Raw genomic sequence first — 13,922 nt, 5'->3', positions numbered from 1 at the left:
AGAATTGATACAATGACATTGGCCATTACCGAAGGTTTGACCTGCTTTGATTTAAGCAATATGGAATTTGCATATGCTCCTCCTGTATCAATGGTTACAGATCCGCTAATCCTTGCTGTAGAGGAAGTAAGTAAAAAGTTCAATTAATTACATTATTTTGGAGATGATAAAATGGCAGAACATGGACACGGTCATCATGGTCACGGAGGCCAAATGACCCCTGAACAACAAAGGCAAATGATAGAACAAGAAATCAGACTCGCTAAAAACCTTGGACAAATCAAACACAAAATTGTGGTCATGAGCGGAAAAGGCGGAGTAGGTAAATCTACCGTAGCGGCAAATCTTGCTGAAACATTACAGAAACTTGGTTTCAAAACCGGTATTTTGGATGCTGATATTCACGGACCGAATATTCCTAAAATGTTGGGTTTGGAGTTATATGGTGAAAACTTCAGCAATTACCAGTTTGAAGTATTTAAAGAACTTACCGAAGGAGCTATGGCAAAAGAAACATTCGAAAACGATGAAGAGAAAGCTGAATTCATCAAAGCAAAACAGGAAGAATACAAACACTCAATGTTTCCGGTAACCATTGAAAGCGGCCTTAAGGTAATGTCAATGGCATTTTTACTGGACAGTATCGATACACCAATCATTTGGAGAGGACCTCAAAAAACAGGAGCTATCAAACAGCTGATTTCAGATGCCCATTGGGGAGAACTTGATTATCTAATCATCGACAATCCGCCGGGCACAGGAGATGAACCTCTGACTGTACTGCAAACAATTCCTGATGCTGATGCTGTGATTATGGTAACTACACCAAATGTAGTGTCTCAGGAGGATGTTTTGAAATGTGTCAAGATGGTTGGAATGATGAATATAGATAAGATTGGTCTTATTGAAAACATGGCCTATTATATCTGTCCTCATTGTGATGAGAAACTCTACATATTCGGTGAAGGCAATGGAAAGGCTTTTGCTGATGAAATGGAAATCACATATTTGGGTGACCTTCCAATCGAAGAGCAGGTGGCACAATCCCCTAATAGGGAAGGTGTTATCTCAACACTTGACCCAAGCGATGAGGTTTCAAAAAGATTTGTGGAAATCGTTTCACAAATCCAAAAAGAGTTTATAAAAGAGTAGGGTTAATTATATAACTTACTCTTGCTATATTAACGATGTATCCTAAGAAATTAGGATCTTCTTTTAATTTTTTAAAGTAATCCAGTTTTTCAATTATATATTCCTTGTTTTCATCCATTACGTTAAGTGAAAAGTACTGCATTCCATTGATGTATTCGGCTTCATCGGTAAAGATGGGCACCAGATATTCACCATCATTGGCATATGGAATTTTAACCGGTTTCTCATCTTCGATTGATATGATGAAATCCTGGTCTTTGATGTATTCCCTTATTTCACTTTCAGTTTTCTCAATGGCTTTTTGGTTTTCGTTTTCACCGTGCATATAAATCATGTTGATATGATTTTTAAGCTCCGGATGTTTAATCTCTTCCAGTTTCATTGTATCTACTTTTTGTTTTTCTTGTTAATATATTCTTCAATTTCATCCTTTGGTATGAATTTCAATGCTGCGGAATTGATGCAGTATCTTTGAGAGCCTCCCTGTCCGTCATGAAACAGGTGGCCAAGGTGTGAGTTTGACTTTGCGCTTCTAACTTCGATGCGTGTTGTTCCATAGGAAAAATCCCTGTTTTTTGTAATCACATCCTCTGAAACGGGCCTTGAAAATGCAGGCCATCCGCATCCTGAGTCAAACTTGTCATCGGAACTGAATAGAATTTCACCATCTACTACGTCTACATATATACCCTCCTCAAAAAAGTCATCATATTTTCCGCTAAAGGGAGGTTCTGTTAAAGACAGCTGTGTTATTTTATACTCTTCATCATTTAAATGTTCGAATCCTTTCACGTCTATTGAATTTAAATCAACATGACAATAGCCCTGCGGGTTTTTCTCAAGATACTTCTGATGATATTCTTCAGCGGGATAGAAATTGAGTATGGCTCTTGCTTCAACAACTATCTTTTTAGGAGCTTCAAGACGCTTTTTTGAAAGGAATTTCAAAACAGTCTCTGCCTGTGATTCCTCCTGCCAGTAAATTCCTGTCCTGTACTGTGTTCCAATGTCATTTGCCTGACGGTTTTTGGTGTATGGATCGATAATCTTAAAGAATTCCTCTAAAATTTCTTCCAGAGAAATGAATCTGGGATTATATGTGACCTTGACTGTTTCGGCATGTCCGGTCTTTCCTGTGCAAACCTTTTCATATGTGGGTGCAAGGTCTCGGCCATTGGCGTATCCCACTTCCGTCTGATTGACACCGAATAGCCTTGAAATATAGGCTTCAACACCCCAGAAGCAGCCTCCCGCCAAATAGATTACCTGCAATTTTTCAAACATAATTAAATATTCCTCCTCAAGATTAATTAACTTAGCTATTGGAAAACATCATTTTGTCAAAAACATTTTTTAATATGAAATTCATATTATATATTAAGTTTATCAGGAGACAGTTAGGATGTTTTACAGTACTATAATGAAAATTGATTCAATTGATAGATTGAGAGATATCAGAGATGCTTTGCTTGTTGAACAGGGTATTAACCCTACCCGTCAAGGAGAACAAGCTATCAAAGTTGTAGTTGAAAGGATTGATGAAATCCAGGCCACATTAGATAAATCTGCAACCAAAAACAAAAACAGAAACAGATAAGTGATTTTTGTGATTAGACGTGTTACTAGTAAAAGGCGGCTTTTAAGAAAAAGGATGTATAAGGCACCTCATACTAGACATAAGAATTCCACATACTACCGTGAAAACAAAAATCTGGCCAAACCGTTTCAGGATTCTTTTAAAGATATGAACGGTCCAAACATCAAACGTAAAAGAAGACCTAAAAGGGAAGTTGATGCAGGATTTAAAATGGCTTACAGATACAGGTATTATGGGGATGATGATATTATTGAAGAAGACGAAGAAGAATTGGAGTAGTTCTTCAATATCATACTCTTTTTTTAATTTTTAAATTTTTAATGCTGATTGTTTTTCCCGCTTTTTTTGATGAAAAGATTCTAAGTACTGGAATCATGTTCATAATATCAATGACTGCTGCGCTGACGATAATAACCAAAACGGTTGAAATGATGATGCTCAGCAGTGTGAAACTATCAAGATTTATGATATGAATCTTTTCCAAAACCTTGATTACCAGAATGTTGGCGAGATATATTCCATAGCTTGACTCGCTTAATTTCATGACAATGTTATTTATTCTGCTGTTGAAATTATCGAAATTGGTGTTGAATATGACTATGAACAGTCCTATTCCCTGCAGACATGCTCCTGGAGTGATGTCTCCAAGTTTAATGAAAAACAGGGACTGGTCAAAACTTACCATGGAAAATGATATTGTTCCGAAAAACGTTATTGCAGTTCCCACTAAAAACAGCATCATACCGAAGGTTCTGTTCCGGTATAAATCATCATCCTTGACTGTCAGATAATATCCGAAAATGAAATATCCTATAGCACCTGTAAAATATCTGGAATAGTCAAGAATGAGTGAATTCACGTTGAAAAATTGCAATATGCTTACGATAATCCAAATCCATAAGGCGTATTCTATTTCCTTGATTGGTGCATTCTGAATCCATCTGCTGAGGATTGGTGAAAAGATGTATAATCCCAAAATCATGTAAACGAACCAGAACTGAATGGAAATGACTGTAGGGTCCAGAAATCCTCTGTAAATGAAACCCAAAAGGTCGCCTAAATTCCAGGTTGGACCCAATACATTTTGAAAAACAACTTTAATGATGCAGTATAATATTAGCCAGAATGCAAACGGCACAAAAATTCTTTTGAAACGTTTGGGAATTTCATAAATCGTCTGCTGTCTTCTTAATGTCAGATATCCTGAAGCCATAATGAACAGTATCACACCGAAACGGAATGCCGATGCTGCAAAAACCCCCTGATACCATTTAAGGGAAAATAAAAAGTCAGGATTAAGCAGTTGGGATGAAACATGAATGCCGATTATGCCGAAAATGGCTACAGTCTTCATCCAGTCTATCCACAACAGCCTTTTGTCCATGATAATAAGTATATGATTTCTTGGTATAAAAATGTTAATAGAATATTATAATTTTTCCAAAATTTCATTTTTGGAAATGAATCTGTTTTCACTGGCCAAATTTAAAATGATGCCTGCAAATTCATCATCCTTTTTTGACAGTTCCTCAAACAGTTCCATTGAGACTTCACAAGGCTTATAATCAGTTACTTCCAGATGTCTTATGCCCTTTTCATATTCATCCATACTTGAAAAGACAATAATTTTAAAGTCATCCAATGTGCCTGTAACCAGAAAGTCCCTTTCCTCGTCTTCACCGATTGTCGGACAAATGAGTTTCATCAAAAATCACCGTTCCTGTCCATATTGAAGTTCTGTGAGTGGGGATTTATTACAAAACCCTGAAACAGCTCATCCTCTTCGGCTATTTTTGAAATGTCCTCTGGAGTTATTTCCTTCATTTCGAGCTTGTCCAAAAATAATTTGGAGATTTTGGCACTTCCAAGGGCATATTCCCTGATGTCTGTAAAGACTGGGATGATATACTGTTTAGTGGTTTCTGTCAGTGTTAACTTGACGAAATCCTCCTTCTCGTCAACCAAAGTGAAATAAATCTCTTCAGGGTATGCCTTTCTGATGTTGTCCTTTACGGCTTCAAGTTCAATTGCATCTTCGCTTTTAAGCTTTTTGGCCATTTCAGCATATACCTGAATGTATTCCTTAATTTGACTTTTTGAAGCTTTTACATTATTTTTCTGGTAGTCTTCATAATCTTTAGGATTCATACTATTCACAGCAGTCATGAACGTCTTCGGTTGCAATAACGAAGTCCAGTTGTGGTGCATTGATTGCAAGACCAATGAAGTCTTCATCGTCATGGTGGTCTGCTACGATTTCGTTTCCGGTTTTTTTATCGCAGATAAATTCAATGTCTCCGAACTGTTGTTTGAACTCTTCAATTGCAGTTTCAGCTTCTTTTTCATCAGTAAATACTGGAATGACAAACTCTTCCTCTTCATCGTTTTCATCGCTGATGATTAGTGCAACAACCTCTTTTTCATCGCTTGAGTTGTTGGAGACGATTATGAACTCCTCATGAAATACCATGTGTTCGATTTCGTGGTAGGTTTCATTCAATTCATTGATCTGGTCAATATGTTCTGCTTCAAATTGTTCGAAGGCCTCTTCAGTTTGGTCCAGTTGTTCTGCTTTTTCATTTAAACTGTCATCAAGTTCTATAAATTTTTCTATTAATTGTTTAAGTTCACTCATGATATCACTATAATAATTATGTAAAAATAAGCTTTTTAAAAACAAATGAACATTCTCTTCCTAAACACCACTAAAGGAATACAAACGAATGCTCATTTCAACCATCACCATTGTTCATATTATAAAAAAATAGTATATAACAATATGAACAATACTATATAGATTTTCAACATATATAAAGTTTTAGTATCCATTGGGTTATCAAAAGTTACTTTCGATAGCTTTTATCAGTTTGTAGATAATTTTATTGGTGCTGACATCAACATCATAGGCCTCACCCAAACTAATTACCTTGCCGTTAAGTGAATCTATTTCAGTTCTTATTTTTCTTTTAATGTCCTGATGGGTTGAGGAAAAGTGTTCATAAGTGTCGGGAACCAGTTTTGAGTAGAATAGCTTTTTATATTCCTCTGATGAATCCCAAAGAGTTTCATATTCGCTGGCATTGATGACTTCAAATATTTCATCTATGATGCTGTCCATCAAATCTTTTGTATATTGGTTTTCGGTTAGCTTTCCATAGTTGACATCAAGTATTGCTCCCAAAGGATTAAGTGCACAGTTGTAAAGCATTTTTGCCCACAGATATTTGTCGACTTCATCTGTAAGTTCGCACTTGATTCCTGATGATGTTATCATGTCTGCTATGATTTGCAGAGGTGCGGGATCCTGATTTTGTAGTGATCCTATCAGTATTGGTTCTGTGTAGACGGTAATTTCGCTGATGTGTCTTTCGGGGCGTGCAAATCCTGTAATCACCCGTGCTGAGAATACCTCCTTGGGTGAAAAGAACCTCAGGAACGGCTCATCATTGCCGAAACCGTTTTGGAAAATAATTATCTTGAAGTTATCCTTCAGGATGTCTCTTGATTCATTCAGCCTTTTGGATATGTCGTCATTGGCTGTTGTCTTTGATGTGATGAATACATAGTCGAATGAATCTTTTGGCATTTCCGCGTAGCTTTCATATACATCCAATTCATCATTTCTAAATGAATAATGTGTAAACAGTCCTGTCCTTTCAATTCCGTTTTGTTTTATGGCTTTTGCAGTTTCGCCTCTTGCATATATGGAAACGTTTGCATTTTGACTTAAAAGGGAACTTGCAAGTCCGATTCCGACCGCTCCGGCACCTATAACTAAAATATTCATGATAAATCCTCATTTTAATTATGTTTTTGTTTGTTAATATTTGTTTTCTTCCCTTAACTATATAAGTGATGAAATTTTAAATAAGTATAGTAAAATTTAGGTATGTCTAAATTTTTAATTTATTTGTTATTTCTCGATTTTTGATTTAACTAAATATTATTATTAGTTTTACCTAAAAAATAATTTAAACCAATTGGTTTAAATATTAAAAAAGTATTATATTAATTTAATCAATTTTTTAAATTCAGAGGCAGAATATGGATTATTTGATAAGGGACGGTAACACTCAAAAGGTTTTCCTAACCGAATCCACATTGGACGTATGCGATATCTTAAAAACCCATTATAGGTATATATACGATGCAATAAGAGATGAAGGAATCCTATTGAAGGCAAATGAATGCAATCTATTCAAGGAACTTGTTTTTGAAAATAAGGTTGTGGGATTCTGCTCATATGACTTTTCACGTGAATTCATTACTGCTGCCCTGAACAATATCTATGTTCTTCCCGAGTTTAGGGGAAACAATCTCTTTTTTGAGGAACTTGAAAGGACAATGGTTGAATACAACAAGCCAAGCATAGTCGAGCCGACAAGACTTGTGGTTGAACTTCTCATTAAACATGGTCTTGCAGAAAGGATAACCGATAATCTGGTTGCAAGTTCACTGGAATTTATCGTACCCGGCGATCATGTAATGTCAAACAGACAGTATGAAACCTCCGAAGAGCTTTCTACTCATTTCTATGATTTGAACATGGCTGCAAGCATTCATTTTCTCGATGTCGATGAGGGTATAATTGCCTACAGCAGTCCTCTCAACTATGATATAATCCATTACGGATGCATGGAGAATCGAGACAAACTTGATGAGAATTACTTTGATGAGCTGAAAGAATATTTCATTGAACATGATGTTGAAATAATGAATGTCCTTATGGATTTGGAGGAAAAGCTTCCGGTAAAATCATACACTCTTGAGGAAGTCGTAGGTGGTGAAAATGAATTTTCACACTACATAGAATCTTTAATTGACGATGCCCATGTAACGTATGACAGGGCGTTTCAGATTAAACAGCAGATGATTGAAGAGTATGAAGCCGGAATGATAGTCAACGAATCACTTTTGATAAGACTTGCATATCTTTTTGATGAAAACAAGTCTGTTTCAATAAAATCGCATGCAGATACATGCCCATACTGTAGCATGCCGACAGATGACCATGACAGGTTCTGCCATTTCTGCGGCATCAATCTTGAATACAATCCTGACGAGACATTAAATAATCTGATGGATTCCATCAATGTCTGTGATGGGAATCTTAATGAGGATATAAGATATGTTGCATATAAGTTTTTAAAGCTAATCAAAGAAGGAATCGAAATTGAATATTCGATTTTCACCATAGAAAATACATATGATATTGATTGGGAGATTCTTAAGGAGTATCTTGAGGATAGTGGCTATTTTGTCAATGGTGAAATAACACAAAAGGGCAATGTTTTCTTCAAAAGTCATCCTCTCTATTATTTTGAAAAATATCATCTGGATTTGTTTAACTACACTAATTTTGAGCAATACTTCTATTTGAATCGTGATTTAAAACCTAAAGAAATAGTTTTGAATTATATCAGCCAGTTTGAAGGCGATGACATTGAAGAATTAAAAAAAGAAATAGAGGATAATTAGATTATCCTACCATCTGCTTAAGCCATTTGAATCATTACCGGAGTTTAAACTGTCAATAATGCCTTTACAGTTATTGATGAAATAATCACTGTTTGCATAATCGATTCCATCTCCGCTGATTTTATAATTCTGATTGTTTTTGTTGAAGTAGATGTCCGCACCATATGACTCAGGGCCTTCATTGTAGAGGAAGTATGTTGTTACACCGTTTTGATCAATAGTTTGATTTGAAGTGTAATTTCCTGAGGAATATGCGCCGGATGCAATATCTCCAATCTTTTGACCATTGTCAAGCTTTTCAACAAGAATGGTCATATTATAATTGGAATCAAATAAACTTATTGCAGTTTCGTTAGTTTTATTCTCGGTAAAGTTATCCAGTGAAAAATTTGTTTCACCTAATGTGACGTTACCTGAATCATCGGCAACAGGAGCATCCGAACCTGTCAGATTCAGATTGTTCGCACCAACATTGATGCCGATGTATAGAATAATTAAAATTACCAGTAATGCATAAAGTCTTTTCATTATGTATTCACCTATTAATAAGATTACTATTTTAAACTATATAATAATTGGTTTTTTTGACTATTAAATAGTATTTAATGTTGAATTAAATAATTATAATATTTATACTAAAAAAGACAAATAATACTTTATAATTCAATTATTTAAGATTTTAGCAAGGCTTTATTTAATCAAGTGTTTAAAAAAATTAATGCTTTTCTAAATGATTGTTAATAAAAATCAAGAATTATTTTTACGAATTATGAATATATAGGAAAAATGGTGTGATTATGGAAATAAATGACAATATGAAATTAGGTTTGATAGCAGCTATTGCAATAATAGGTCTTTTCGTATTATCTTTATGGATTTCCCAAGCACCTGCCGGAGACGATAATGCAATTCGTTTCGGAATTCTAACCCTGTTACCACCTCTTGTGGCAATCGGTTTGGCATTAATAACAAAAGAAACAATTGTATCCTTGTTCATCGGTGTGTTTGTTGGGGAATTTATGTTGTGTGTTAATGACTTGAACATTATCACCACAGCAATAAACGCTTTTTTACAAATGGGTTCACATATTATTGGCTGTATGGCTGATCCTTGGAATGCAGGTATTATCCTCCAATGTTTACTTATTGGTGGTATCATCCAATTGGTAACCAAAATGGGTGGGGCAAAGGCTCTTGCAGATGCATTTGCAAAAAGGGCTGACACTCCAAGAAAAGCTCAGTTATTTACCTGGCTTTTGGGATTATGTGTATTCTTCGACGATTATGCAAACTCATTAATTGTAGGTCCGATTATGAGACCTGTTATGGACAAACTTAAAGTATCAAGAGAAAAATTAGCATTTGTAGTGGACGCAACTGCAGCTCCTGTTGCTGGTATTGCAATTATTTCAACCTGGATTGGTTTGGAAATAAGTTTAATTGCTGCTGGTTTTGAGTCTGTAGGTGTAACTAACGTAACCGGTTTTGGAATATTTTTACAAACAATTCCATACAGGTTCTATAACATATTTATCTTAATTTTCATTGTGATTTCAGCAATTACATTATATGAATTCGGTCCAATGAAAAAAGCAGAACAAGCTGCTCGTGCTAGAAAAGAAGACGAAGAAGTTAAAGCATTAGAAGCTCCTGGTTTTGATGAAGTAAAACCTGTTGAAGGAATCAAATTATCTGTCTGGAATGCAATCATTCCTATCGGAACACTTATTATCGGTGCACTTATCGCATTCTATTGGAGTGGATACACTACCATTTTAGGTGGGGAAGATCAAGCTTTAATTACATTGATGAAAACATCTCCGTTATCATTCAATGGTATTTTTGAAGCATTGTCACAATCCGATGCATCTGTAGCGTTATTCCAAGCAGCACTTTTAGCTTCCATCGTTGCAATAATAATGGCAGTAGGTCAAAAAATCCTCAAACTCGAAGATGCAATATCCGAATGGGTTGGAGGTATGAAAACCATTGTTATTACTGGTGTAATCCTGCTTCTTGCATGGTCACTTGGAACCGTAATTGGTGAAGTCGGTACCGCTGATTACCTTGTAGGTGTTTTAAGCAGTACGATTCCTGCATTCATTGTACCTACACTGATTTTTATTTTAGGTGCATTGATTTCATTTGCTACAGGTACTTCCTACGGTACAATGAGTATCCTGATGCCTCTTACTATTCCTCTTGCATGGGCAATCAGTTCAGGAGACATGTCCTTTACAATCGTCTGTACAAGTGGTGTATTGACCGGAGCTATTTTCGGAGACCACTGTTCACCGATTTCAGATACAACAATCCTTTCATCCATGGGAACAAGCTGTAACCATATCGATCACGTAAGTACTCAGATGTACTATGCTATATTTGTAGCTGCGATTACAATCCTTGTTGGTTACATCCCGGCTGGTTTAGGAGTTCCATTCTACTTCTCACTTCCAGTAGGTATTGTTCTTTTATACATTGGACTTAAGGTTCTTGGTGAAAAAGTCGATTTTGATGAAGTCGAGGCATAGATCCTCACTTCCTTTATTTTTCTTTTTTTGTTCCCAAAAGGGAATCTGGCTTATTGTTATATCCTGTTGTTTTTTGAGTTTTTTTAGCATTTATTTTAGCTGAAACTGCAAGCTGGTCAGCTTCACGGTTAAGTTTGTTTGATGAATGGCCTTTGACTTTTGTGAATGTTACGTTTTCCTTGCCTATCTGTGCAATCAAATCGCAGGTTGCTTTAATGATTTCCAAATTCTTGATAGGTTTTCCGTCAGATTTTTTCCATCCACGTCTTTTCCAGTTTTTAGCCCATTTGGTGAATATGTCAATGCAATATCCTGAATCTGAACAGATTTCTATCATGTCGTCTGAAGATGAATTGTCAATGAAATCCCTTAGGGATGCATATATTGCGTATAATTCCATTTCGTTGTTTGTTGTGAGAGGACATCCCCCTGATTGTTTTGATACGATTTCATTATCTTTAAGTGTTATGAATGCCCATCCTCCTGCTTCTCTAAGATACTGGCCATTTTCCTTAATCATAGTTGCAGCGCCATCAGTGTAATATTTATAGTTAGTCATTTTTTAACCTCAATTAATTTTATGATTTAATATGATATATAATTAAATTTAGGTATGCCTAAAATATTTATAATTTTAAAATCAATTATCTATTAAGAGCAAATCTAATCGCAGATTAGTTATTTTGAAGAAAATCTTCATTTGCTATTAAGGATATGATATGATGGGATTTTTTGACAATATGAGAAAACCGAAAGGAAAACTGGGTAAAATTCAGCTGAAATCAATGAACAAGGAACACACCCCTGTTTCATTATGGGGGCTGAAGCATCTGGACATCTCACAGGAAGATATTGTTTTGGATATTGGATGTGGGGGCGGCATTAATGTCAATAGGATGGCTCAAAAAGCAAAAAAGGTCTATGGAATTGATTACAGCATCGAAAGTGTAAACCTTTCACGTGAAGTTAATGATGATTTGATTAAAAGGGGAATTGTGGAAATCCATAACGGTAATGTTAAAGATTTGCCTTATGATGACAATGCCTTTGATATTGTAACTGCATTTGAAACAGTATATTTCTGGCCTGACATTGAAAAGTGCTTTGGTGAAGTTAAAAGAGTTCTAAAACCCGGTGGAATATTTCTAATTGGAATGGAATCTAACGGATCAGACAACCTGATGATGAAATTATCTGAAAAATTAATAGATATGAATGTATATGATGATGTTGAAATAACAAAATTTTTAACCAACAATCAATTTAGTGATATAACCGTCTACTTAAGAGACGGAAAAAACAAACAGGAGATAATTAAATCAAACGGAAATGTAATTAAAAAGGATGATGATTATGGTCATGTTTCCATATCAGATAAGTTTCTTGAATGGATGACGGTTGTTGCGGTAAAATAATGTTTGACTTTTTTAAAATTTTTGTGAAAGCTTGAAAAATGCCAAGCAATTCACATTAAATTAAAATTATTTTTCCAGAACTGCAATATAGTCCATTCTATTTCTAATCATCGGAATCCAAGTAAACAATCTTGTTATAGGTTTATACTTGTTTACTCCGTCAAACAGGTTAACGTCCCGTACCCATCTGAAGTTGGGATTTATTTTTAACAGCTCTTGGCCTTTCTGAACTCCCCAAGTAAATTCGGATTCGGTTTCCTCAACGGATATCTCTTTTGTTTTTTCAACAGAACTTGGCGGCATCACTTCCATGAATATTGTACAGCGAGCGAAGTGATCATTGATGATTTTCATAATGTCTGAAACGTCACTTTCCTGAAGATACATTGTAAGGCCTTCAATTATGAATAATACATTGCCGCTTTCTATTTTGATTTCATCAGTCCATTTTTCATCCATTGCTGAGTATGCCAAAGTTTTGACCCTGTCGTTGTCCTTGATATATTTAAGTCTGAAATTTGCAGAGTTTTCCAAATCGACATTATACCATCTTATAAGTCCGTTGTCAAGTCTGTTGAATCTTGTATCCATTCCGGATGCGATATTGACTATTGTACAATGGGGATGTTTTTTAATGTAATCTGACACCATTTCATCTAAAACAATTGTCCTTCCGATTACTCCCATTTTCATTTTCATGTCCTTGTCAGCTAGTGTGAAATCATAATCTATTTTAGATATGACTTCTATTGCCTTTTTATCATAGAATTTGTGGTTTTTTTCCTGTGAATGCTGTGCTTTAGCAAATAATGTTAAAAGCATTGTCTTTTCTACGCCTTCTAAATTCATAAGTATTCCTCCATTAGTTAATTAGGATTATATAATAGTTGAGTTGAATACTATATAAATTTTTAGGTATGCCTAAATTTTTATATATTTCAAAAAATAATAATTTTTACAATTATCTAAAAAAGTAAAACTCATCTTCACAAAGCTTTTTGTAGGTACAGTACCTGCATAAATACTGTTTTTTTGCTGGAAACTCTTTTCTGTTGATTTTATCGCGAACATCATACATTGTGTCAATGGCTTCATCAATCTCACAATAGCTTAAGTATTTGCGTTTGTTTTCTTCATCACAAACGTCCAAAAGTCTTAAACGCCCATTTTTTGTAAAGAAAACGCCGACTGCAGAAACCCGTTTATGATATACGTTTTCAACAAGCAATTTGTAGTAGCACAATTCAAGGCGATATTTGGAAAATGAATTTGAATTGCTTGTTTTATAGTCAATTACAACCAAATGGCCATTTTCATCTTCAAGGATGATGTCGCATATTCCAGAAAAGCGATGCTTTTTGTCAATCAGGTATTCCTCGTTTGAATACAGTTTATAGTCATTGTCCACAAACACTTCCTTAAAGAATTTGCCTAAATTGTCAATATGTTCGTCCAGTCCATATCCGATGTCCAAATCGCTTGCAACCTTTATCAGTTCATTGTGGATGTCAATATCATCAAGATTATCTTCAAATTTGTCTGTGAATTTCTCAGCAATCAGATGAACATCACTTCCCAGGGACATGTACTTGTTTGGTTTTGATGGAATTTCATCAATATACTGAAATTTAAATTCCTTTGGACATTTAAGATATGTATTAACTTTTGATTTGGACAATTTCATAGTACTATTTTTGTAAAATAGATTTATATATTTAATCAATTAAAATATTAATAATTAAACATTGG

At 35.0% G+C, this 13,922-nt stretch carries 17 protein-coding genes and 1 pseudogene; 7 read left to right on the top strand and 11 right to left on the bottom strand.

The window, feature by feature from the left end:
• Both Q0W04_RS05895 and Q0W04_RS05890 read left to right on the top strand, forming a co-directional pair.
• Positions 1–147: pseudogene (locus Q0W04_RS05895) on the top strand (pyridine nucleotide-disulfide oxidoreductase); the annotation flags it as partial.
• Between the two features lie 24 nt (positions 148–171).
• Complete coding sequence (locus tag Q0W04_RS05890; protein ID WP_298501205.1) at positions 172–1,152, top strand: Mrp/NBP35 family ATP-binding protein; 981 nt, start codon at positions 172–174, stop codon at positions 1,150–1,152.
• Here Q0W04_RS05890 and Q0W04_RS05885 read toward each other — a convergent pair.
• Both Q0W04_RS05885 and msrA read right to left on the bottom strand, forming a co-directional pair.
• Entirely contained in the window at positions 1,139–1,534 is a 396-nt protein-coding gene (locus tag Q0W04_RS05885) for a hypothetical protein (RefSeq protein ID WP_298501204.1), read from the bottom strand. The genes Q0W04_RS05890 and Q0W04_RS05885 overlap by 14 nt on opposite strands.
• A 5-nt stretch (positions 1,535–1,539) precedes the next feature.
• Entirely contained in the window at positions 1,540–2,436 is an 897-nt protein-coding gene (msrA, locus tag Q0W04_RS05880; RefSeq protein ID WP_298501203.1) for a peptide-methionine (S)-S-oxide reductase MsrA, read from the bottom strand.
• 118 nt (positions 2,437–2,554) lie between these two features.
• On the opposite strand from msrA, the gene Q0W04_RS05875 reads away from it, so the two are divergent.
• The gene (locus Q0W04_RS05875; RefSeq protein ID WP_295609994.1) at positions 2,555–2,749 is read left to right on the top strand and encodes a hypothetical protein; all 195 of its coding nucleotides are present in this window, start codon (positions 2,555–2,557) and stop codon (positions 2,747–2,749) included.
• A gap of 9 nt (positions 2,750–2,758) precedes the next feature.
• Positions 2,759–3,028 carry a hypothetical protein gene (locus Q0W04_RS05870; RefSeq protein WP_298501202.1) on the top strand — a complete coding sequence of 90 codons (270 nt, stop codon included), beginning with the start codon at positions 2,759–2,761 and terminating at the stop codon, positions 3,026–3,028.
• Between the two features lie 10 nt (positions 3,029–3,038).
• Here Q0W04_RS05870 and Q0W04_RS05865 read toward each other — a convergent pair whose 3' ends face one another.
• The 5 genes from Q0W04_RS05865 to Q0W04_RS05845 form a co-directional block, all read right to left on the bottom strand.
• Positions 3,039–4,133 (bottom strand): acyltransferase, encoded by a 1,095-nt coding sequence (locus tag Q0W04_RS05865; protein WP_298501201.1) that lies wholly within the window; start codon positions 4,131–4,133, stop codon positions 3,039–3,041.
• A 45-nt stretch (positions 4,134–4,178) separates the two neighbouring features.
• Complete coding sequence (locus Q0W04_RS05860) at positions 4,179–4,454, bottom strand: hypothetical protein (RefSeq protein WP_298501200.1); 276 nt, start codon at positions 4,452–4,454, stop codon at positions 4,179–4,181.
• Positions 4,454–4,897, bottom strand: coding sequence for a hypothetical protein (locus Q0W04_RS05855; protein ID WP_298501199.1), 444 nt, complete (start codon positions 4,895–4,897; stop codon positions 4,454–4,456). The genes Q0W04_RS05860 and Q0W04_RS05855 overlap by 1 nt, the downstream gene beginning before the upstream one ends.
• A gap of 1 nt (position 4,898) precedes the next feature.
• The gene (locus tag Q0W04_RS05850) at positions 4,899–5,384 is read right to left on the bottom strand and encodes a hypothetical protein (RefSeq protein WP_298501198.1); all 486 of its coding nucleotides are present in this window, start codon (positions 5,382–5,384) and stop codon (positions 4,899–4,901) included.
• 201 nt (positions 5,385–5,585) lie between these two features.
• The gene (locus tag Q0W04_RS05845; protein WP_298501197.1) at positions 5,586–6,536 is read right to left on the bottom strand and encodes a ketopantoate reductase family protein; all 951 of its coding nucleotides are present in this window, start codon (positions 6,534–6,536) and stop codon (positions 5,586–5,588) included.
• A 257-nt stretch (positions 6,537–6,793) separates the two neighbouring features.
• Here Q0W04_RS05845 and Q0W04_RS05840 point away from each other — a divergent pair, with 257 nt between their 5' ends.
• Entirely contained in the window at positions 6,794–8,227 is a 1,434-nt protein-coding gene (locus Q0W04_RS05840; RefSeq protein ID WP_298501196.1) for a hypothetical protein, read from the top strand.
• Positions 8,228–8,233: 6 nt separating this feature from the next.
• Here Q0W04_RS05840 and Q0W04_RS05835 read toward each other — a convergent pair whose 3' ends face one another.
• Positions 8,234–8,755 carry a hypothetical protein gene (locus tag Q0W04_RS05835; protein ID WP_298501195.1) on the bottom strand — a complete coding sequence of 174 codons (522 nt, stop codon included), beginning with the start codon at positions 8,753–8,755 and terminating at the stop codon, positions 8,234–8,236.
• Positions 8,756–9,024: 269 nt separating this feature from the next.
• Between Q0W04_RS05835 and Q0W04_RS05830 the strand changes: the two genes are divergently transcribed.
• Positions 9,025–10,758 carry a Na+/H+ antiporter NhaC family protein gene (locus Q0W04_RS05830; protein WP_298501194.1) on the top strand — a complete coding sequence of 578 codons (1,734 nt, stop codon included), beginning with the start codon at positions 9,025–9,027 and terminating at the stop codon, positions 10,756–10,758.
• 13 nt (positions 10,759–10,771) lie between these two features.
• On the opposite strand, the gene Q0W04_RS05825 is transcribed toward Q0W04_RS05830, so the two are convergent.
• Complete coding sequence (locus tag Q0W04_RS05825) at positions 10,772–11,317, bottom strand: ribonuclease H (RefSeq protein ID WP_298501193.1); 546 nt, start codon at positions 11,315–11,317, stop codon at positions 10,772–10,774.
• Between the two features lie 160 nt (positions 11,318–11,477).
• On the opposite strand from Q0W04_RS05825, the gene Q0W04_RS05820 reads away from it, so the two are divergent.
• Complete coding sequence (locus tag Q0W04_RS05820) at positions 11,478–12,173, top strand: class I SAM-dependent methyltransferase (protein WP_298501192.1); 696 nt, start codon at positions 11,478–11,480, stop codon at positions 12,171–12,173.
• Between the two features lie 66 nt (positions 12,174–12,239).
• Here the strand turns inward: Q0W04_RS05820 and Q0W04_RS05815 are convergent, their stop codons facing one another.
• Both Q0W04_RS05815 and Q0W04_RS05810 read right to left on the bottom strand, forming a co-directional pair.
• Positions 12,240–13,022 (bottom strand): class I SAM-dependent methyltransferase, encoded by a 783-nt coding sequence (locus tag Q0W04_RS05815; RefSeq protein ID WP_298501191.1) that lies wholly within the window; start codon positions 13,020–13,022, stop codon positions 12,240–12,242.
• A gap of 112 nt (positions 13,023–13,134) precedes the next feature.
• A complete protein-coding gene (locus Q0W04_RS05810) occupies positions 13,135–13,857 on the bottom strand; it encodes a PD-(D/E)XK nuclease family protein (RefSeq protein ID WP_298501190.1) in 723 nt (240 codons plus the stop codon).
• Positions 13,858–13,922 lie beyond the last annotated feature (65 nt).

The sequence above is a fragment of the uncultured Methanobrevibacter sp. genome (assembly GCF_947170395.1).
Classification (GTDB): Archaea; Methanobacteriota; Methanobacteria; order Methanobacteriales; family Methanobacteriaceae; genus Methanocatella.
This window is presented reverse-complemented; position numbering and strand designations above follow the sequence as displayed.